At 65.4% G+C, this 18,050-nt stretch carries 18 protein-coding genes and 7 tRNA genes; 11 read left to right on the top strand and 14 right to left on the bottom strand.

The window, feature by feature from the left end; genetic code table 11:
- Positions 1–55 precede the first annotated feature (55 nt).
- The 6 genes from WKB25_RS07420 to WKB25_RS07395 all read left to right on the top strand — a co-directional run bounded on the left by WKB25_RS07420 (position 56) and on the right by WKB25_RS07395 (position 889).
- Positions 56–131: transfer RNA gene (locus WKB25_RS07420), tRNA-Ala, on the top strand.
- A gap of 53 nt (positions 132–184) precedes the next feature.
- A tRNA-Glu gene (locus tag WKB25_RS07415) sits at positions 185–260 on the top strand.
- Positions 261–443: 183 nt separating this feature from the next.
- Positions 444–519 (top strand) — tRNA-Ala (locus tag WKB25_RS07410).
- A gap of 49 nt (positions 520–568) precedes the next feature.
- Positions 569–644: transfer RNA gene (locus WKB25_RS07405), tRNA-Glu, on the top strand.
- Positions 645–688: 44 nt separating this feature from the next.
- Positions 689–764: transfer RNA gene (locus WKB25_RS07400), tRNA-Ala, on the top strand.
- 49 nt (positions 765–813) lie between these two features.
- A tRNA-Glu gene (locus WKB25_RS07395) sits at positions 814–889 on the top strand.
- 63 nt (positions 890–952) lie between these two features.
- On the opposite strand, the gene WKB25_RS07390 is transcribed toward WKB25_RS07395, so the two are convergent.
- Positions 953–1,369, bottom strand: coding sequence for a GNAT family N-acetyltransferase (locus tag WKB25_RS07390; RefSeq protein ID WP_340569755.1), 417 nt, complete (start codon positions 1,367–1,369; stop codon positions 953–955).
- Positions 1,370–1,447: 78 nt separating this feature from the next.
- On the opposite strand from WKB25_RS07390, the gene WKB25_RS07385 reads away from it, so the two are divergent.
- On the top strand, positions 1,448–2,404 hold the full coding sequence (locus WKB25_RS07385; RefSeq protein WP_340569754.1) for an SOS response-associated peptidase family protein: 957 nt from the start codon (positions 1,448–1,450) through the stop codon (positions 2,402–2,404).
- 9 nt (positions 2,405–2,413) lie between these two features.
- Here the strand turns inward: WKB25_RS07385 and WKB25_RS07380 are convergent, their stop codons facing one another.
- A complete protein-coding gene (locus WKB25_RS07380) occupies positions 2,414–2,794 on the bottom strand; it encodes a response regulator (RefSeq protein ID WP_340569753.1) in 381 nt (126 codons plus the stop codon).
- A 140-nt stretch (positions 2,795–2,934) separates the two neighbouring features.
- Here WKB25_RS07380 and WKB25_RS07375 point away from each other — a divergent pair.
- Positions 2,935–3,020, top strand: a tRNA-Leu gene (locus WKB25_RS07375).
- 81 nt (positions 3,021–3,101) lie between these two features.
- Positions 3,102–3,596, top strand: a complete 495-nt coding sequence (locus tag WKB25_RS07370; RefSeq protein WP_340569752.1) for a GNAT family protein — start codon at positions 3,102–3,104, stop codon at positions 3,594–3,596.
- Positions 3,597–3,615: 19 nt separating this feature from the next.
- Here WKB25_RS07370 and WKB25_RS07365 read toward each other — a convergent pair whose 3' ends face one another.
- A complete protein-coding gene (locus WKB25_RS07365) occupies positions 3,616–5,457 on the bottom strand; it encodes a methyl-accepting chemotaxis protein (RefSeq protein WP_340569751.1) in 1,842 nt (613 codons plus the stop codon).
- Positions 5,458–5,711: 254 nt separating this feature from the next.
- Complete coding sequence (locus WKB25_RS07360; RefSeq protein WP_340569750.1) at positions 5,712–6,005, bottom strand: hypothetical protein; 294 nt, start codon at positions 6,003–6,005, stop codon at positions 5,712–5,714.
- Positions 6,006–6,166: 161 nt separating this feature from the next.
- Between WKB25_RS07360 and WKB25_RS07355 the strand changes: the two genes are divergently transcribed.
- Together WKB25_RS07355 and WKB25_RS07350 are read left to right on the top strand one after the other, a co-directional pair.
- Positions 6,167–7,255 carry a DUF5694 domain-containing protein gene (locus WKB25_RS07355; protein ID WP_340569749.1) on the top strand — a complete coding sequence of 363 codons (1,089 nt, stop codon included), beginning with the start codon at positions 6,167–6,169 and terminating at the stop codon, positions 7,253–7,255.
- A 53-nt stretch (positions 7,256–7,308) separates the two neighbouring features.
- Positions 7,309–7,599, top strand: coding sequence for a putative quinol monooxygenase (locus WKB25_RS07350; protein WP_340569748.1), 291 nt, complete (start codon positions 7,309–7,311; stop codon positions 7,597–7,599).
- A gap of 27 nt (positions 7,600–7,626) precedes the next feature.
- On the opposite strand, the gene WKB25_RS07345 is transcribed toward WKB25_RS07350, so the two are convergent.
- The 10 genes from WKB25_RS07345 to WKB25_RS07300 all read right to left on the bottom strand — a co-directional run bounded on the left by WKB25_RS07345 (position 7,627) and on the right by WKB25_RS07300 (position 17,743).
- Complete coding sequence (locus WKB25_RS07345; protein WP_340569747.1) at positions 7,627–7,866, bottom strand: hypothetical protein; 240 nt, start codon at positions 7,864–7,866, stop codon at positions 7,627–7,629.
- Between the two features lie 64 nt (positions 7,867–7,930).
- Positions 7,931–10,132 carry a PAS domain S-box protein gene (locus WKB25_RS07340; RefSeq protein ID WP_340569746.1) on the bottom strand — a complete coding sequence of 734 codons (2,202 nt, stop codon included), beginning with the start codon at positions 10,130–10,132 and terminating at the stop codon, positions 7,931–7,933.
- A 203-nt stretch (positions 10,133–10,335) separates the two neighbouring features.
- Positions 10,336–12,729 carry a Tex family protein gene (locus tag WKB25_RS07335; protein WP_340569745.1) on the bottom strand — a complete coding sequence of 798 codons (2,394 nt, stop codon included), beginning with the start codon at positions 12,727–12,729 and terminating at the stop codon, positions 10,336–10,338.
- Positions 12,730–12,935: 206 nt separating this feature from the next.
- A complete protein-coding gene (locus WKB25_RS07330) occupies positions 12,936–13,151 on the bottom strand; it encodes a hypothetical protein (RefSeq protein ID WP_025879252.1) in 216 nt (71 codons plus the stop codon).
- Positions 13,152–13,908: 757 nt separating this feature from the next.
- Positions 13,909–14,361 (bottom strand): hypothetical protein, encoded by a 453-nt coding sequence (locus WKB25_RS07325; protein ID WP_340569741.1) that lies wholly within the window; start codon positions 14,359–14,361, stop codon positions 13,909–13,911.
- Entirely contained in the window at positions 14,358–14,561 is a 204-nt protein-coding gene (locus tag WKB25_RS07320) for a PspC domain-containing protein (RefSeq protein ID WP_340569739.1), read from the bottom strand. The genes WKB25_RS07325 and WKB25_RS07320 overlap by 4 nt, the downstream gene beginning before the upstream one ends.
- Positions 14,562–14,611: 50 nt before the next feature.
- Positions 14,612–14,980, bottom strand: coding sequence for a YfeK family protein (locus WKB25_RS07315; protein WP_340569737.1), 369 nt, complete (start codon positions 14,978–14,980; stop codon positions 14,612–14,614).
- Positions 14,977–16,044 (bottom strand): class III poly(R)-hydroxyalkanoic acid synthase subunit PhaC, encoded by a 1,068-nt coding sequence (gene phaC / locus WKB25_RS07310; protein WP_340569735.1) that lies wholly within the window; start codon positions 16,042–16,044, stop codon positions 14,977–14,979. Before phaC ends, WKB25_RS07315 begins: the two co-directional genes overlap by 4 nt.
- A gap of 3 nt (positions 16,045–16,047) precedes the next feature.
- Positions 16,048–17,106, bottom strand: a complete 1,059-nt coding sequence (gene phaE / locus WKB25_RS07305; protein WP_340569733.1) for a class III poly(R)-hydroxyalkanoic acid synthase subunit PhaE — start codon at positions 17,104–17,106, stop codon at positions 16,048–16,050.
- 22 nt (positions 17,107–17,128) lie between these two features.
- The gene (locus WKB25_RS07300; protein WP_049467510.1) at positions 17,129–17,743 is read right to left on the bottom strand and encodes a phosphatidylcholine/phosphatidylserine synthase; all 615 of its coding nucleotides are present in this window, start codon (positions 17,741–17,743) and stop codon (positions 17,129–17,131) included.
- Between the last annotated feature and the right edge of the window lie 307 nt (positions 17,744–18,050).

The raw sequence follows: 18,050 nt of genomic DNA, 5'->3' as shown, positions 1-18,050 counted from the left end.
CAAAGCGCTTGCCAACCCCCGGGGGCACAGCTATTATTTCGCTCCTCAGCGACGTGGGGCCATAGCTCAGCTGGGAGAGCGCCTGCATGGCATGCAGGAGGTCAGCGGTTCGATCCCGCTTGGCTCCACCATACTTTCGGCATTAGGCCGTCGAAAGGTCGCAAAGAACATTGATGAGATCTGCGTCCCCATCGTCTAGAGGCCTAGGACATCACCCTTTCACGGTGGCGACCGGGGTTCGAATCCCCGTGGGGACGCCACTCATCATGAACAACGAGGACCCGGCCGATAACCGGGTCTTTTTTGTTCACCGCCCACCGGCATTCAGGTTGTGGCGTCGGAACGCTCCCCGCCCTTGTGGCAATGAACGATTCGATGAAAAAGCTTCAAAAAAAGCTTCCACAAATGTGAACAGGCAGGTATGATAGGCGGCTCGGTAACACGGGGCCATAGCTCAGCTGGGAGAGCGCCTGCATGGCATGCAGGAGGTCAGCGGTTCGATCCCGCTTGGCTCCACCACTTTCGACATTAGGCCGTCGAGAGTTCTACAACTTGAAGTTTTTCGTGCGTCCCCATCGTCTAGAGGCCTAGGACATCACCCTTTCACGGTGGCGACCGGGGTTCGAATCCCCGTGGGGACGCCAGTTTCAAAAAGGACCCTGCTCCCAGCAGGAATCCGAAGTTTCATGGGGCCATAGCTCAGCTGGGAGAGCGCCTGCATGGCATGCAGGAGGTCAGCGGTTCGATCCCGCTTGGCTCCACCACTTTCGGCATTAGGCCGTCGAAAGTCCTACAACCTGAAGTTTTTCGTGCGTCCCCATCGTCTAGAGGCCTAGGACATCACCCTTTCACGGTGGCGACCGGGGTTCGAATCCCCGTGGGGACGCCAATCTTTGAAACCCCGGCTTCGGCCGGGGTTTTTCTTTGCCTGCGATTCCGCGGTAACCGTACCTCAGAACCGGCGATACATGCCGATCGAGGCTGGCGCGGTCGGCGCAAAGCCAAACTGCGCATACAGCCGATGCGCTTCGCCATCGGCCAACAGACTCACGTACGCCGAGGGCGGCAGATTGCCCTGCATCCAGTCGCCCAGACGCTGCATCACCGCCTTGCCCAGGCCCTGACCCTGCAGACGGGGCAGCACGGCGATATCGCAGACCTGCAGATGGCAACCGCCATCGCCGATGATCCTACCCATCGCTACCAGCTCGCTGCCCAGGTAGGCACAGACACCGAAGACAGTGTTGGGCAATGCCCGCGTTGCCGCCTCATGGGTCTTTGCACTGAGCCCGGCCAGTGCACGCAGCTGGCAGTAGTCCTCGACCGTCGGCACTGCCTCGCGGAACTGGATCGTCTCTGGATCATTCATGCAACGTCTCCTGGAAGGTCGGGCTATCCTGCCGCATCCGCGTCGCAGCCGCTGCGACCCATCTTCCGGCAGAGTCCCATGTGCTATTCCGCCCTGATCCGCGCCGACTACGCCAAGCTGGTGCGCGAGTTCGGCGCTGTCCTCTCCCTGGAGGAATTCGCCGAACTGTATGCGCATGATCCCGGCAAGAAACGGCCGAAGACGCCAAAAGCCATGGACGACGGATTTGCGGGTGCGCGCACCGAGCTGGGCCGCGACATCGTGGCGAAAATCCAGCAGTGGCATGCTCAGGAGCGGCAACAGCTGCAGGCCGAGCTGGAACGGCAGCTTGAACGTCGCGACATCGCCAATGCGACCCTGGCCACCCGGCCCACGCAGAAGGCACGCAATGACCTGCGCGTTGCCGGCAACCGCATCGACCGCGCACAGGCACGGCTGGACGACCTGCACCGGGAACAGCTGCTGCCACGCGACAACCGTATTTTTCCCGGCACCTACGCACCGGTGATGGTCAGCGAGAATGGTCGGCGCGTGATCAAGCCCATGCGCTATCAATGCCGGCTGCCGGACAAGCCCGCGCGCAACGATGTGCTCTACCCGGGCACCTACAATGCGCGGCGGGACAGCCTGGAAGGCTATTGGCGCGGGGCCTTCGGGCTGCGCCATGGCGTGGTGGTGGTACAGGCCTTCTACGAGCACGTACCTCGCCATGCCATTGCCGGCCGCACCTTGCACAATGACGAGAAGGCACAGGATCTGGTGCTGGAATTCCGCCCCGACCCGCCGCGCGACCTGCTGCTGGCCTGCCTGTGGGCGGAATGGGAGGGTCCGGAAGGACGCCTGCTGTCTTTCGCCACCATCACCGATGCACCATCAATCGATGTCGCCGCTGCCGGCCATGACCGGGGCGTACTGCCGATCCGCGCCGAGCACCTGGACGCATGGCTCAACCCGGACCCGGACAACCTGGCGGCGCAGTACGCCATCCTCGACGACCGCGAGGAGATCCGTTACGTCTACGAGGAAGCCGCCTGAACGACTGGATCAGGCGTTGGCGCTGGAACGCCCCACGGCGCGGACCAAGGCCTTGGACAGTTCCGCCGACAGATAGGGCTTGATCAGCAGTACGCCGGATTGCATCGCGACCGGCAGTTGTTCAGCGGCCATGCCAGTGGCGAGCACGAACGGCACGCCGCGCGCGGCCAGCGCCGCAGCAACCGGTTCACTGGTCTCGTTGTGGGCCAAGCGGTAATCCAACAGGGCCACGTCAGGGGCGGCCTCTTCCAGCAAGCGCAGCGCCTCGGCAACGGACGGGGCCAGGCCGACGACCAGAGCGCCGGACTGCACCAGTTGCATCTGCAGCAGGGCCGCACTCATTTCATCGTTTTCGACTACCAGCACCCGCAGGTCCTGCAACGCTGACATAGCGCTATCGCTCCTGTGCCTGTTAAGCCTTCACAGTATAGCCAGCAGCCAGCCGATACCGACAATTCAACGCCATTTCAGCCCCGTTCGCCCGCACCTCTATCAACACCCGCCGAGCTCGGGTACACTAGCCCGCTGCTGCCGGTGTGGCGGAATGGTATACGCAGCTGACTCAAAATCAGCCGGGGGTGACCCCATGAAGGTTCGAGTCCTTTCACCGGCACCACGATCAAAGGCCAGGTCTACGACCTGGCCTTTGTCGTTTCCGGTCTTGCCCTGCCCGACCGACGCCGCCGACACTCGATCGATGGCAACACACTCCACTCCAATCCTTCCCCCAGCGCTCCAGGCCCACCTGCGCGAACTGGTCCTGCCAGACGCTGTCGCCTGGTCGAACTACCTGTCGCTGCCGGGCGTGATCGAGCACACCAGCTGGGGCGATGTCTCTGTAGAGGCTCTGCAGCGGCAGATCGTCGACCATGCGCGCAGCACGCGATGCCGCCGCTGGGCGATCTTCGACAACGACGACCAGCTGCTCGGCACCGTCGGCCTCAACGACATCGACATCGAGCACCACCGGGCTGAACTGGCCTACGACCTGTCCCCTGCCCATCAGGGACGCGGGCTCGCGACCGGGGCGGCGCGCGCGGTCATCGCCTGGGCGCATACCGCACTAAGTTGCGTGCGCATCCAGGCCACCGTACTCGACAGCAATCTGCGATCCATTGCCGTGCTCGAACGCGCAGGCATGCAACGCGAGGGATTGCTGCGCGGCCAGGGCGAAGGCCGCGCCGCTCCATAGCCCAGCGCGGCTCTACGCGCTACACCACCCGCAGCGCCGGCGCATGCACGCCATGGCCGTGCCCTGAACCAGGCCCCGCGTGCACACGGAACCCTGCAACCGTCTGCAACAGTTGCGAGGACTGCTCCTCCATGCTGCGCGCGGCCGCGGAGGCCTCTTCCACCAGCGCCGCATTCTGCTGCGTGCCCTGGTCGATCAGATCCACCGCGTGGTTCATCTGCTGGATGTCGTCGCTCTGCTGTTGCGCAGCGGCGCTGATCTCGGTCATCAGGTCACTGACCCGACGCACGTCGACCACGATCTCGTCCATGGTCCGCCCTGCACTCTCGACCTGCGCTGTTCCGGCGCCGACGTTGGCAACCGACGCATCGATCAGCTGTTTGATTTCCTTCGCCGCACCCGCCGAGCGCTGCGAGAGCTCGCGGATCTCGGTGGCGACCACGGCGAAACCACGACCATGCTCGCCGGCACGCGCCGCTTCCACGGCCGCGTTGAGCGCCAGGATGTTGGTCTGGAACGCAATCCCATCGATCACGCCGATGATGTCGACGATGCGACGCGAGGACGCGTTGATTACCGCCATCGTCGAGACCACGTCATGTACCACCTGGCCACCGCGTGCGGCCACATCGGCGGCGCCGCCGGCCAGTTGGCTGGCCTGGCGCGCGTTGGTGGCGGTGCGCTGCACGGTCTCGGCCAGCCCCTTCATCGACACCGCGGTTTCTTCCAGTGACGCCGCCTGCTGCTCGGTACGCTGGGACAGGTCGTTGTTGCCTTCCGCGATTTCGCTCGCACCCACTGCAATGGTGTCCGCGGCGAACTTGATCTGACCGATGATTCCGGCCATTGCTTCGACCAGCGCATTGACACCGTCGCACAGTTCGGCGATCGGGCCGCTCTTGTCGGCCATGGCGATGCTCCGGGTCAGGTCGCCCTCCTTTGCCGACGCAACCACCTCGCGCGTCTGCGCTACGGCGCGCTGCATGGCCTGGCTCTCATGCACCTGTGCGGTGATGTCGGTGGCGTACTTGACGACCTTGAACGGCCGCCCGCCCGCATCGAGGATCGGGTTGTACGACGCCTGGATCCACACTTCGCGGCCACCTTTGCCCAGCCGCCGGTACTGGCCTGCGTCGTACTCGCCGGAGCCGAGCTTTTCCCAGAACCGGCGATACTCGACACTGGCCCGATAGTCGGGCTCGACGAACAGCGAATGATGCTTGCCGCGTACTTCTTCCAGCGTATAGCCGGTGGCGGCCAGGAAGTTCGCATTGGCCGTCAGGATGCGGCCATCCATGCTGAACTCGATGACTGCCTGCGATTTATCGATGGCGGCCAGCTGCCCCGCCGACTCGGCTGCCTGCTGCTTCTGCGCCGTGATGTCAGTCGCGAACTTGACCACCTTGTATGGCCGCCCGTGCTGGTCAAGCACCGGGTTGTAGGAGGCCTGGATCCATATCTCGCGCCCACCCTTGCCGAAGCGCCGGTACTGCCCTGCATCGAATTCACCGCGGCCGAGTCGCGCCCAGAAGTCGCGGTATCCGGTACTGCGCGCGTCCTCGGGATCGACAAACAGGGAGTGATGCCCGCCCTGGATCTCATCCAGGCGATATCCCACTGCCTGCAGGAAGTTGTCATTGGCCTGCAGGATGGTGCCGTCGAGCGCGAACTCGATGACCGCCTGCACCCGATGCAGTGCAGCAACCTGGGCCTCAAGCTCGACGTGCCGCCGATGCTGCTCGGCCACCGCTGTGGCGCGGCGCTGCCTGCCCAACACCCCCTGCAGTGCGCGCAGGGGAGACCAACGGGTGAGCACTTCGGCCGGCGCCTGAGCACCTTCCATGGAGCCTGAAATAAGCATCGTCTGATCCTCGGTGTCCGGGTAGCGGTTGCGACCCGCCGGGCGGGATGCCCGGCGGCAACTTCGATTGCCTGGGACTGCAGACGCCGGAAGGCGTCACTCGAGCGACTGGCAGAAACAGTACGGCAGCTGCGATCGTCATCAAACAGCGGCGGAGCACACGGCACAGGCCGACCATCGGAGGCAGCCTCGGGTCCGGCAGCGGGAACCAGCAGCGGGCTCCAGAGAAGGTATCGGCGGGGCGACCAACTACTTTAGGGGGCCAGCCCCTGGTCGGCAGCGCGCCACAGAACCCAGCGCAGCAGCATCGTTGCCAGCACCGCCGGCAGGTAGCCCAGACTGCCGCAGACCACCAGCAGGGAATGTTCCACCAGTGGCCCGCCACCACCGAAGATCCAGCTGCGGGTGGCGAGGATGTACAACGCGAACGGCACCAGCAGCAACGGTGCCAGCCGCAACAGCTGCCAGCGCCACCTGCCCGGCCCGATCCAGCCAGCCAGTGCACCAAGCACGGCACCTGCGGCTACGATAGTGGCGATTTCATCCATGACGCGCTTCCGGAAGTCTTCCAGCCACCATTCTGGACCAGCGCCGACGGAAAGGGGATGCGACAGGCACGCAGAAGGTTGCAATGACCATCGGGACATCCCACGCCTGCGCGCTGCCAGCGAGCATGTGCTCACTGACTGGATTTTTCCTGGGAGGCAACATGCTTCGATGCTTGAACGCCATCATCATCCTCAGCCTGTGCAGTGCCGGTGCATTGGCCAGCGACGCGGGGTTCCGTCCCAGCTTCCATCCCGACCAGCTGAAGGGACCACCCGCCGGTCGCCACAACGAAGTACTGGTGCTTGGGACAGCACATCTGTCGGAACTGCCAAAGACCTTCGAGCCGGCCCTGCTGGAGCCCTTGCTGCAGCGCCTGGCACGTTGGCACCCGCAGGCGATTGCCACCGAAAACCTGTCCGGCCTGCAGTGCGACTTCATGCGTCGCAATCCCAGCCGCTATGCCGAAAGCGTTGAAACCTACTGCTTCGACACCGACGTGGTCCATGTCGCCACCGGCCTCGACGTGCCCAGCGCGAACGCCGAGATGGGGCGCCTGCTGTCGGCATGGCCGGCAATCCCGACAGCAGCGCAGCGTCGGCACCTGGCCGCAGTGTTCCTGGCCGCTGGCGAGCGCGGATCGGCGCAAGTGCAATGGCTGCGTCTGCCTGTGCAGGACCGGATCGCCGGCGACGGTCTGGATGCTGCGCTGGTCGAGATTCTCGACAAGAGCCTGACCCGCCGCAGTGAAACCAACCTGGTGGCGGCAGTGCTCGCTGCCCGCCTGGGGCTGGAACGCCTGTGGGCAGTGGACGACCACACCGCCGATTCGCCCACTCCGCCCGAGGACGAGAAGGCGGCACGCGAAGCAATCATGAAGGCGTGGGACAACCCGCAGGCAAACGCGCGGCGCGACGCCGACGAGCCGCTGTATGCCAACATCGGCAAGGTCAATGGCGTGCTGGAGCTGTACCGCACCTACAACCGCCCCGGCGTCGGCCTGCAGACCTACCAGGCGGACTTCGGCGCCGCGCTGGTCGAGCCCTCCCCCCAGGGCTTTGGTCGCAACTATGTGGGCTACTGGGAAACCCGCAACCTGCGCATGGTCGCCAACATCCGCGAAGTGCTGGGCCAGCGGCCGGGAACCCGCCTGCTGGCCATCGTTGGCGCTTCGCACAAAGGCTACTACGAGGCCTACCTCAACATGATGCATGACGTGCAGCTGGTGGATGCCGAAGAGGTGCTGCGCTGAGGCCCTGGCGGCGCGCACCTACAATGCTGCGTTTCCTGCACGGGAGTTCCAGCATGCTCAAGGTCATCGCCGAGGATTTCATACATCCTGACGCGGTCGAAATCGTCCTGCCGCTATACCGCGAGCTGGTTGCCTGCACGCGGCGGGAACCTCTGTGCATCGCCTACGACCTGTTCGTCGACCAGAAGGATCCCGGCCACTTCATATTCATTGAGCAGTGGCCGGATCGCGCAGCGCTGGACACCCACTGTGCAACCGAGCACTTCCGCCGCCTGGTCCCCCTGATCGATGCGCACCAGCGCAGTCCGGGCACGTTCCTGCTGATGGATCCGGCTGCGCTGTAGCCGTCCATCGTCTGCCCTGCGTGCAGATCAACGGCGCTGCTGCGTATCACCGCGCCGGGCACGCCAGATCGTCACGCTGGCAGCGACGATGCAACCCAGCGTGAACAGCAGCATCACCGCCACGCCCCACTGCACCACGGGGACCAGCATCCGGGCCTGCTGATCATTGCGCAGCTGCTCCAGCCGGAGCCAGCCAGACAAAGCCAGGGACCAGCCGATAGTGGCTGGCGCATAGGCACGGACTGCACTCAGGTTCCAGGACCTCATTTCGTTTTCCTGCGGAGGTGGGGTGTTGGCGCAGTATTCGCCGCGCCCCTCTCACAGGCTGAGATCAGCCATCGCCGAGGTCGCTGCCCTCCGCCGACGAACCGCCGGGAAGTTCACTGCTTTCTCCCTGCACCTGCACGTTGTTGCGGCCCATTGCCTTGGCCCGGTAGCACTGGGCATCGGCGGCGGCGACGGCCTGGTCCACGCTCATGCCGGCGGCAAGCGGCGCGATGCCGATGCTGGCACCGATCCGCAGTTGGTGCTGATCCCACGGAATGGACAAGCTTGACAGGGTATGCAGCAGTTCACCACCGATGCGCGCCGCACGCCGCGGACTGCACCCGGACAGGATCACTGCGAATTCGTCACCGCCCAGCCGCGCCACCACATCCGAATCGCGCACGCCATGGCGCAATACGCTGGCCACTGCCCACAACACGGCATCGCCGGCCAGGTGCCCAAAGGTATCGTTGACCGGCTTGAACCGGTCAAGATCGATATACATCAACGACGCCGCCTGCCCCGTCCGCTCGACCCGGGTGATCGCCTGCTGCAGATGCACTTCGAAGCCGCGGCGGTTACCCAGTTCGGTCAGCGGGTCCATCTCCGCCAGGTGTCGTGCCTCGCGCTCGCGTGCACGCTGCTGGGTGTCATCGCGCAGCACCCACACCGCGCCACGCACCTGGCCCTCGTCATCGCGAAGCCAGGCGCGGGTCAGGTCCACCGGCACCACAGCGCTGCCCATCTGCAGCAGCAGATCGGCATGCAGGTCCACGGCATTGCTTTCCGGATCCAACAGTACGCCGACGTCGAGCTGCGACTGCGGTGCGTATTCGGTAGTCAACGACAGCACGTCCTGCACGCGATGCCCGGCAAGCGACAGCGCGCCATCACCGGCAAGCATTCGCACGGCGGCCGCGTTGGCGTATTCGATACGGCCGTCCAGGGCAACGCTGAGCACCAGGTCGGCAACCGCATCCAGGGTGATGCGGCTGCGCTGCTCGCTTTCGAACAGGCGCTGCTCGCTGCTGCGCTGGGCGCTGACATCCTGGATCTGCGACACGAAATGCAACGGTTCACCGCGCTCATTGCGTACCAGTGATACCGACAGCCGTGCCCAGATGGTGTTGCCCTCACGGCCCAGGTAGCGCTTTTCAAGGTGATAGTGCGTGCGTCGCCCCGCCAGCAGGTCCTGCACCAGGGCCAGGTCGGTCTGTAGATCGGCCGGATGGGTCAACCGCTGGAAATCGACCTGCAGCAGTTCCTCGCGCGTGTAGCCGAGAATGCGGCACAGCGCATCGTTGACATCGAGCCAGCGCCCTTCCAGCGACACCAGCGCCATGCCCAAGGCCGCCGAGGTGAACGCACCGGCGAACTTGTCCGCCGCAAGACGAGCCTCGGCGCGCGCCTGCAGGATCTCGGTGACGTCGATGGCCATGCCGACATAGCCGATGCGCTCGCCATTGGCGCCATCCATGCGGCTGATCGACAGGCGCACCTGGCGACGCTGACCGTCCTTGCGCAGCAGTGTCCACTGCCGCGAATACGTCTGGCCGTCGGCACGTGCACTGAGTGCCTCGAACACACCCGGAACCTGTCCATTGGCGGTCGCCAGCGGTCGCAGCCACGCCTGCAGTTCAACCGGGTCGTGGAAGGCATCCAGGCGGCGCGCACCCACTACTTCAGCAGCGGTGTAGCCGAGCAGACGCTGCGCGCCGGTATTGAAAATGGTGACGATGCCATCGGTGTCGGTCGCGATCACCGCCACTTCGTCGGAAGCATCCACCATCGCCTGCAGGCGCTGCCGCATTTCGGCTGCGTCCTGGCGCGCCTGCTGCAGTTCGGTGACGTCTGCATGTGCGCCGGCCATCCACAGTGGCCTGCCCTGCGCGTCCCACTCGAACACCCGTCCGCGATCGTGGATCCAGATCCATTCGCCATTCCTGTGGCGCATCCGCAACAGGCAGACATAGTGGTCGGTGCGGCCATCGAAGTGGTCCTGCAGAGCCGCATCGGACAGCGCCAGATCATCCGGATGGACCAACGCGATGAAGGTCTTCTGGCAGATCGGCTCCAGCTCGTCCAACCGGTAGCCGACGATCTCGGCCCAGCGTTCGTTGACCCGCATCTGCCCGCTCTGGACGTTCCATTCCCAGGTGCCGGCCGCAGTGCCCTCGATGATCATCGCCAGGCGACGGCGCTCTTCGGCCAGTTCCTGCAGCCGGCGCTCCAGCAGTGCGCTGCCGCTGTTTTCCTGATCGGCCATCAGCCGCCTCCCCTGCAGACGCAGCTGCCCGCAGGCCGTGGCGAGGCGCCACAGCGGTCACGGAACAGGGTGGATGGTGCTGACGGCATGGCCTCCCCAGCGACAGCAGGGGCCCAAGCGCCCCTTCCGGCGCAAGTGTGCGCATTGCCGGGGAACATCGACAAGTCCCCCGCCCGGATCACGCCGGGAGGGGGACGGCGGACTCAGCTGCGCTTGGCCCGGGCGAACGCCTCGGCCAGGGCATTGTTGGCTGGCGGCGCGGCCTGTGCCGGGCGCCCGCCATTGCCCGGGTTGCGCCCCTGGCCACGTCCCTGCCCTGGGTTACCGGCGTCGCGACGCGGCGCCTGCCCCTGGCTGCGTTCGTCACGGCTGCCCGGGCGGCTGGTGGCCTGGCCGGGCGTGTCGTCCAGGCGACGGGTCAGGGCGATGCGCTTGCGCGGCACATCCACCTCCAGCACCTTCACCTTGACGATGTCGCCGGCCTTGACCACGTCGCGCGGATCCTTCACGTAGGTATCGGACAGCGCCGAGATGTGGATCAGGCCGTCCTGGTGCACGCCGATATCGACGAACGCACCGAACGCGGCCACGTTGCTGACCACGCCTTCCAGCACCATGCCCTCGCGCAGGTCCTTGATGTCCTCGACGCCATCAGCGAAACGGGCCGCCTTGAACTCCGGGCGCGGATCGCGGCCAGGCTTTTCCAGTTCCTTGAGGATGTCGCGCACGGTCGGCACACCGAACGTTTCGTCGGTGAACTGCTCGGCCTTCAGGCCGCGCAGGAAACTGCCGTCGCCGATCAGCGCCTTGATCGGGCGCGCGGTACTGGCCACGATGCGCTCGACCACTGGATAAGCTTCCGGATGCACCGACGATGCATCCAACGGCTCATCGCCATCGGCGATACGCAGGAAGCCTGCGCATTGCTCAAACGTCTTCTCGCCCAACCGCGACACCTTCAACAGGTCCTTGCGACGCTTGAACGGGCCGTTGTCATCGCGGTGGCGCACGATGTTCTCGGCCACCGTCGACGACAGGCCCGACACGCGCGACAACAATGCAGCCGACGCCGTGTTGACGTACACGCCGACGGCATTCACGCAGTCCTCCACGCGCGCATCCAGCGCACGCGCCAGGCGGTACTGATCCACGTCGTGCTGGTACTGCCCCACGCCGATCGCCTTCGGCTCGATCTTCACCAGTTCGGCAAGCGGGTCCTGCAGGCGACGCGCGATCGATACCGCACCACGGATCGACACGTCCAGGTCGGGGAACTCCTTGGCCGCCGTTTCCGACGCCGAATACACCGAAGCCCCGGCTTCACTGACCACGATCTTCTGCGGCGCGTTGTCACCCAGCGCCTTGATGGCTTCACCGGCCAGCTTGTCGGTCTCGCGGCTGGCGGTGCCGTTGCCGATCGCGATCAGCTGCACGTTGTGCTTGGCACACAGCTGCTTGATCGTCTGCAGCGACTGCTCCCACTGCCGGCGGGGTTCGTGCGGGTAGATGGTGTCGGTGGCGACCAGCTTGCCGGTGGCGTCGACCACGGCGATCTTGCAGCCGGTGCGGATGCCCGGATCCACGCCCAGCACGCTTTTCGGGCCAGCCGGCGCGGCCAGCAGCAGATCCTTGAGGTTGTCGCCGAACACCGCGATGGCTTCGGCCTCGGCTTTCTCGCGAGCCTGGTTGAACAGGTCCAGCAGCAGGTGCATGTGCAGCTTCGCTCGCCAGGTCAGGCGGCAGGCATCGAGCAGCCAGCGATCGCCGGGGCGCCCCGCATCGCGAATGCCAGCGTTGTGCGCCACGCGCCCTTCGGCGTACTGATGACCGGCCTCGGCATCCTTGCCCGGGTCCAGTTCCAGGAACAGGATCTCCTCGCGGCGCGCGCGGAACAACGCCAACAACCGGTGCGAGGGGATCTTCGCCAGCGACTCGGCGTGCTCAAAATAATCGCGGTACTTGGCACCCTCGGTTTCCTTGCCCTCGGCGACGCGGGCACGGATCACGCCGTGCTCGCTCAACCAGCTGCGCAGTTCACCAACCAGCGTGGCGTCCTCGCCCCAGCGCTCCATCAGGATCGCGCGGGCACCTTCCAGCGCGGCCTTGGTATCGGCCACGCCCTTGTCGGCATCCACGAACGTGGCAGCAAAGACCTGCGGGTCCCGCGTCGGATCGCCCAGCAGGCCGTCGGCCAACGACTCCAGTCCGGCTTCGCGGGCGATCTGCGCGCGGGTGCGGCGCTTGGGCTTGTACGGCAGGTACAGGTCTTCCAGCCGGCTCTTGGTGTCGGCAGCGAGGATCTCGTTGCGCAGCTCATCGCTGAGCTTGCCCTGTTCGCCGATGCTGGCCAGCACCGCCGCACGGCGGTCTTCCAGCTCGCGCAGGTAGGTCAGGCGGGTTTCCAGATTGCGCAGCTGGGTGTCGTCCAGGCCGCCGGTGACTTCCTTGCGGTAGCGGGCAATGAACGGAACGCTGGCGCCCTCATCGAGCAGGCCGACGGCGGCACTGACCTGGGCGGTCTGGGCACCGATTTCATCGGCGATGGTCTGGGCGATCTGCTGGGCGTGCTGGCGCTGGGCGTGCTTGGCGTCGTGCATTGTTTCCGGCCTGGGCCGCATTGCGGGAAAGGCCCATTCTTGCAATGCGCGGGCGGCAGGGACAAGGCGTTGACAGAGCGGCGGTTCAGGCGGTGGGTCCGGATCGGACGCCGGCATCCTGGCAAAGGGGGCTCGGACTGGCCCCGGGCTGGGATGCCGGCGCGGACGCGCGATGGTGGGGCGCGTCCTGCCGCGTAGTGCGAAGGTCAGCGGTAGTGGCGGGCGGCACGCTGCATGACGATGTCGTCACGCAGGCTCTCAAGCGCCATCAGGCGGACCTTGCCGACACCCTGCAGTTCCATGAACCGCTCCGTGTAGAACTCCGGCCCCAGCGCGGTATCGGCGCGGGATTTGCTGAAGCCGTAGGGCACCACGCCCTTCTCGCCATCCTTGCTACCACCGACATAAAGAACGATTGCCATGTGATGTCTTCCTCCAAATTGCTACTGCGTACTGCACACGATGAGCGGTACTTGCGAGCCCATCGGGGTAGAGCTTACCGCGACCAAGCTGACTGGAACGTCACGAAGACTAATGACGATCGGTTGCATGCAGATGACTGCGGGATCGCAGCAGAATGCTTACGTATCTTTAACTTCTGACTAACGAATAGGGCGATTTCCAGCCAACGGCGCAGCCCCTCGTGGCTGGGTTGGCTGGTCGGGGAATGCAAAAGCCGTCGCGCTGGTCGGCCGGGTTGGATTCGCGGGGGACGCCGTGAATCCGTCCCTGGAGGCTTGGCCGCGGCATCCATGCCGCGGACACCCCCGCGAACCCAACCCGCCCGCCCTCTGACAGATTTCTGCGGTCCGCCACCCACGGAAAAGAAAAAGAAGATCAAAAGCAAAAGCGACCTGGCCAGCCGGTTCTTGTAGAGCCGAGCCCACGCTCGGCTGCGTTCAAGCCAGTCCGCGAAGCCGAGCGCAGGCTCGGCTCTACACGAGCAAGCGCAGCGCGCGACCCGCTTCTGCTGTTCTTTTTCTTTTCCGTGGCTGGACGCGCCCGGAAACTGTCAGGGGCTGGGCAGGTGGGTTGCGCAGGGGCGTGAGCCGCATGGATGCGGCGACCGAGCTTACAGGGACGTACTTGCAGCGGCCCCTGCGCAACCCACCTGCCCGGCCCAATCACATGATTCGCTCTACGCGACCACCCACGAGGGGCTGCGCCGTTGGCTGGAAACTACGGCCACCAGCCGTGCCCGAACCGCGCGTAATGATCAGCCGCGCGCTCGAACGGATTGCGCGCGCTGACGCCCCCACACAGCAGATACACCGGCAGGCACAGCGGCCCCAGCACCAGGTACTGGTACACGTGCGCACGCTCGTGGTCATCCAGCCGGATCAGCGGCTCCACGCCCCACCCCGCCTGATGCGCGTAGGTACGGCAGCACATGCCCAGGTCGTGGCCGGTGTGCAGGATCACGTTGCCCAGGGTGATCGCTCCGCCCGGGCCCCACGGCCAATGGTCGAACACCACCGCGCAGTCGCGACCACTCCAGCGCATCTTCGCGCCGCCCAGCAACCCGGCCAGACCGCCGAGCAGGCCGATCAGGGTATTGGGCACGGTCCACAGCGCGCCCAGCACCTGCAGCGCGCGCAGCCAGATCGGCCAGGGCCGGGACGCGGCGTTCAATCGGCCTCGTTGGGGATCAGCAGCCACAGCAGCAGGTAGATCAGGATGCCCGGGAAGGCGGCCGACGCCAGCGAGACCACCACGTACAGCACCCGTACCAGGGTCGGGTTCCAGCCGAAACGATGGGCGATGCCGCCCATCACTCCGGCGATCATGCGGTCGTTCAGCGAGCGCGACAGGGTGCGCGGCACAGCGTTCATGGCGAGGTCTCCCGGCTGACTGGCTGCTGCCACTGTAGCGCCTGCAATGTCTACGGCGTGCGTTGGCGCAAGGCCTGCAGGCGCGCGCCGAACCACGCCGCAGAGGTCTGTTCGGGCTGGCCGGGGCAGCGGATCCGATACGCCTTGCCACTCATGCTGCTCTGGCTCGCCGCACGTTCGATGAACTGCTCGGCAGTGTCGACCATGTCCTTCTTCAGCAGGTAGTCGTATTTACGCTGCAGGTGCGAACGCGCGTCGGCGGGTCCGTACCAGCTGCCATTGCGCTGGAACTGGCACTGGGAGCCATCCAGGCTGCCAATCAGCTGCGTGATCTCGCGGCGTGCATCGGCGCTGGGCGCTGCGCCGGCAATGCCCGGTGCAAGGGCCAACGCAAGCGCGAGCAAGGGGAAATACTTCATGGCGTGCGTTCCTTCAGCCAGTTGTCGATGGTCGCCGGCACTTCGCGCTGCGCGCGCCCGGACACGTAAATACCAATATGCCCACCGCGGAAACTGGATTCGGTGTAGTCCTGCGTACCCAGGCGCCCGCGCATTGCACGCGACGCATCCGGCGGCACCAAGTGATCCTGTTCGGCGTAGATGTTGAGCACGGGCAGGGTCACCTTGGCCAGGTCCACCGCCTCCTCACCGATATACACGGTGCCGTTGACCAGTCCGTTGCCCTGGTAGAACTGCTTGATGAACTCACGGAAGGCCTCGCCCGCCAGATCGGGCGAGTCGAAGATCCACTTTTCCATGCGCAGGAAGTCTTCCAGCGCGGCCTTGTCATCGAGGATGTCGAGCAGGCCCACGTACTTCTGCACGTTCAGGCGGAACGGTTTGAGCATCAGGTAGCTGGCATTCATCAGATCGGCCGGGATGTTGCCCAGCGTGTCCACCAGCAGATCCACATCCACCTGCTGCGCCCAGTGCGACAGCATGTTGTCGGCCGTCTGGAAATCGACCGGGGTGACCATGGTGATCAGATTGCCCAGCTTCTGCCGGCGCAGCGCGGCGTAACACAGGGCGAACACGCCGCCCTGGCAGATGCCGAGCATGTCGACAGGGCCTTCACTGCGTGCACGCAGCGCATCCACCGCACCATCGATGTAGCGCAGCAGGTAGTCCTCAAGCGTCTGGTAGCGCTCGGAACGATCCGGATAGCCCCAGTCCAGCACGTACACGTCCTGGCCCAGCGCCAGCAGCTTCTGCACCAGTGAGCGATCGGCCTGCAGGTCCACCATGTACGGGCGATTGACCAGCGCGTACACGATCAGCAGCGGCGTGCGCCGGACCGGTGCGTTCTCGCCGACGAAGCGATACAGCGCCACTTTGCCATCGCGCCAGACTTCTTCGCGGGCGGTGGCGCCATAGTCGACATCCTCCACCTGCGGCAGCAGCTTCAACCCTTCCATCAGCTTGCGCTGCATGGCCAGGGTCTCCTGCATCAGGTCATCGGCATTGAAGCCCAGCGGTCCTTTCATCGCTTACGACGTCCGCGTGGTGGTGCGCGAGGTGGCCTTCTTCGCTGGCGCCTTCTTCGCAGCAGCTTTCTTCGCTGGCGCCTTCTTCGCAGCAGGCTTGCGCGCGACGGGCCTGACCCTCGCAGGCGCCGGCTGGGCCACCGGATCGACCGCGTCGGTACCGGCAAGCACCGCTACCTGTGCCTGCAGCCGGCGCAGGCTGCGCTCCAGCTCGGCGATGCGACGGTGGGCGGCATCCATCTCGGTGCGGGTCGGCAGGCCGATGCGTTCACTCATCTGTTCCACCTCGCGTTGCAGCCCCGCGCGCAGGCGCATCTGCGCATTGCCCAGCGCTGCGTAGATCTGCTGGAAAGGTGCAGACATGGCGACCTTGGCGTAGGCCTCCTCGGCCACTTCGATCCACAGATCGAACATCGCCCGTGCGCTGGTCAGCTGGCTGCCGGGCTGCTCATGCTCGGCCAGGCGCTGTTCGAACAGGTCGAACGCCTCTTCCAGCGCCTGCTTGATCTGCTCGATATAGGCCTGCGAGTGATGCTGATACTCCTCCTGCGCGCGCAGCAGGGCCTGCCACCGCGCCTGATGCTCGCGGCCGGGCCCGAACGCCGGACTCTGCAACCAAGGGCCGGCCAGCGTCTGCAACTGCTGGAACCACGCCGTGAACTCGGGCGGAGCAGCGTCCACATGGGTGCTGCCGCGGGCCCCCTGCAGCATCCACTGCAGCATGCCGTCACCCTGCCCCTTCACCGCTTCACGCCAGGCCTGGGCAACCTCGGCACTGCTGGCATCGCGGCCGGCAAAGCGTGCCGCGACTTCCTGCATGGTGCCGTACCAGCTGCCAGCCTGTTCGCGGAACCGCCGTATCGCCTCTTCCGGCGCCGCAGCACCGGTCCCGGGCAACAGTTGGCCCCACCAGTCGAACAGGCGCTTCCAGCTGCCCGGGTCGTCACCAGAGGGCGTTCCCGGCACGGCGGCATGGCGCAGGGCATCACCCCAGGCGCCGAAGTACTGCCGGGCCAGGTTCTCGAAATCGCTGCTGCCGGGGTCGTTGGCCGAGCTGGTCATCGCACTCCTCCGCAGGACTGGGTCATGGCTTGGGAATGCGCAGGGTCTTGCTGATCATCAGCGACCCGGACAACGCGAACAGCAGCACCAACGGATGCAGCTGCCAAGGACCGATCTGCCACTGGCCCAGCCACAGGTCGCGGCCAATGGCATCGGTGCCGGCGGCGATCGCCAGCACGATCACCAGCGCCAGGCTGGTGGGAATCGGCGTTCCCTCGAAGTACTTCACCTTCCCTTCGTCACCGCTCATCGCCTCGGCGGTCACGTTGTAACGGGCCAGGCGGCTGACGCCGCAGCAGACGAAGTAGCTCAGCACCAGCCAGTCCCAGCCGCCCTGCATGCCACAGGCATAGGCCAGCGCTGCGGGTGCGACACCGAAGGAAATCACGTCCGACAGCGAGTCGAGCTCGCGGCCCAGCGTCGAACTGGACTTGCGCCAGCGCGCGATGCGGCCGTCCAGCGCGTCGAAAATGAAAGCCAGCGGGATCAGCGCCATACCGAACAGCAGGTAGCCGCGCTCGCCATCCTGCAGGAAACGCATCGCGGCAAACACCGCGCCGGTGCCGCAGAAAGCGTTGGCGAGGGTGAACCAGTCCGCCAGATGGAACTCGCGCAGCATCGAGAAGTGACGTTTCATGAAGTCTCACGGGGCAGCAAGGCCCACAGGGTACCGCGAGCGCCGCCACCGGCAACAGCATGGGCTGCCCCTGGCCTTCACCCGCCACTCACCGATCCTCACCGGCGGTGAATTTTTCGCCACCCATCTTGACAGCCTAGGGGGGTGGCGCCTGTCAGCGCTTATCCACAAAGTTGCCCACGCGTAATCCACACCCCCTGTGGACAACTGGTTCTCACTGACTGCGACGCTGGACATTTCCTCATCACTTCAAGCCGGGGTTTCCCTACTTCCCAAGCCGATCGGCTGGCGCTATGGTCTGCGGCGG

It is taken from the genome of Stenotrophomonas sp. G106K1 (assembly GCF_037969685.1).
In the GTDB taxonomy this organism is placed as follows: Bacteria; Pseudomonadota; Gammaproteobacteria; order Xanthomonadales; family Xanthomonadaceae; genus Stenotrophomonas; species Stenotrophomonas lactitubi.
The sequence above is the reverse complement of the archived record's forward strand: the minus strand, read 5'-3'. Positions and strand labels throughout refer to the sequence as shown.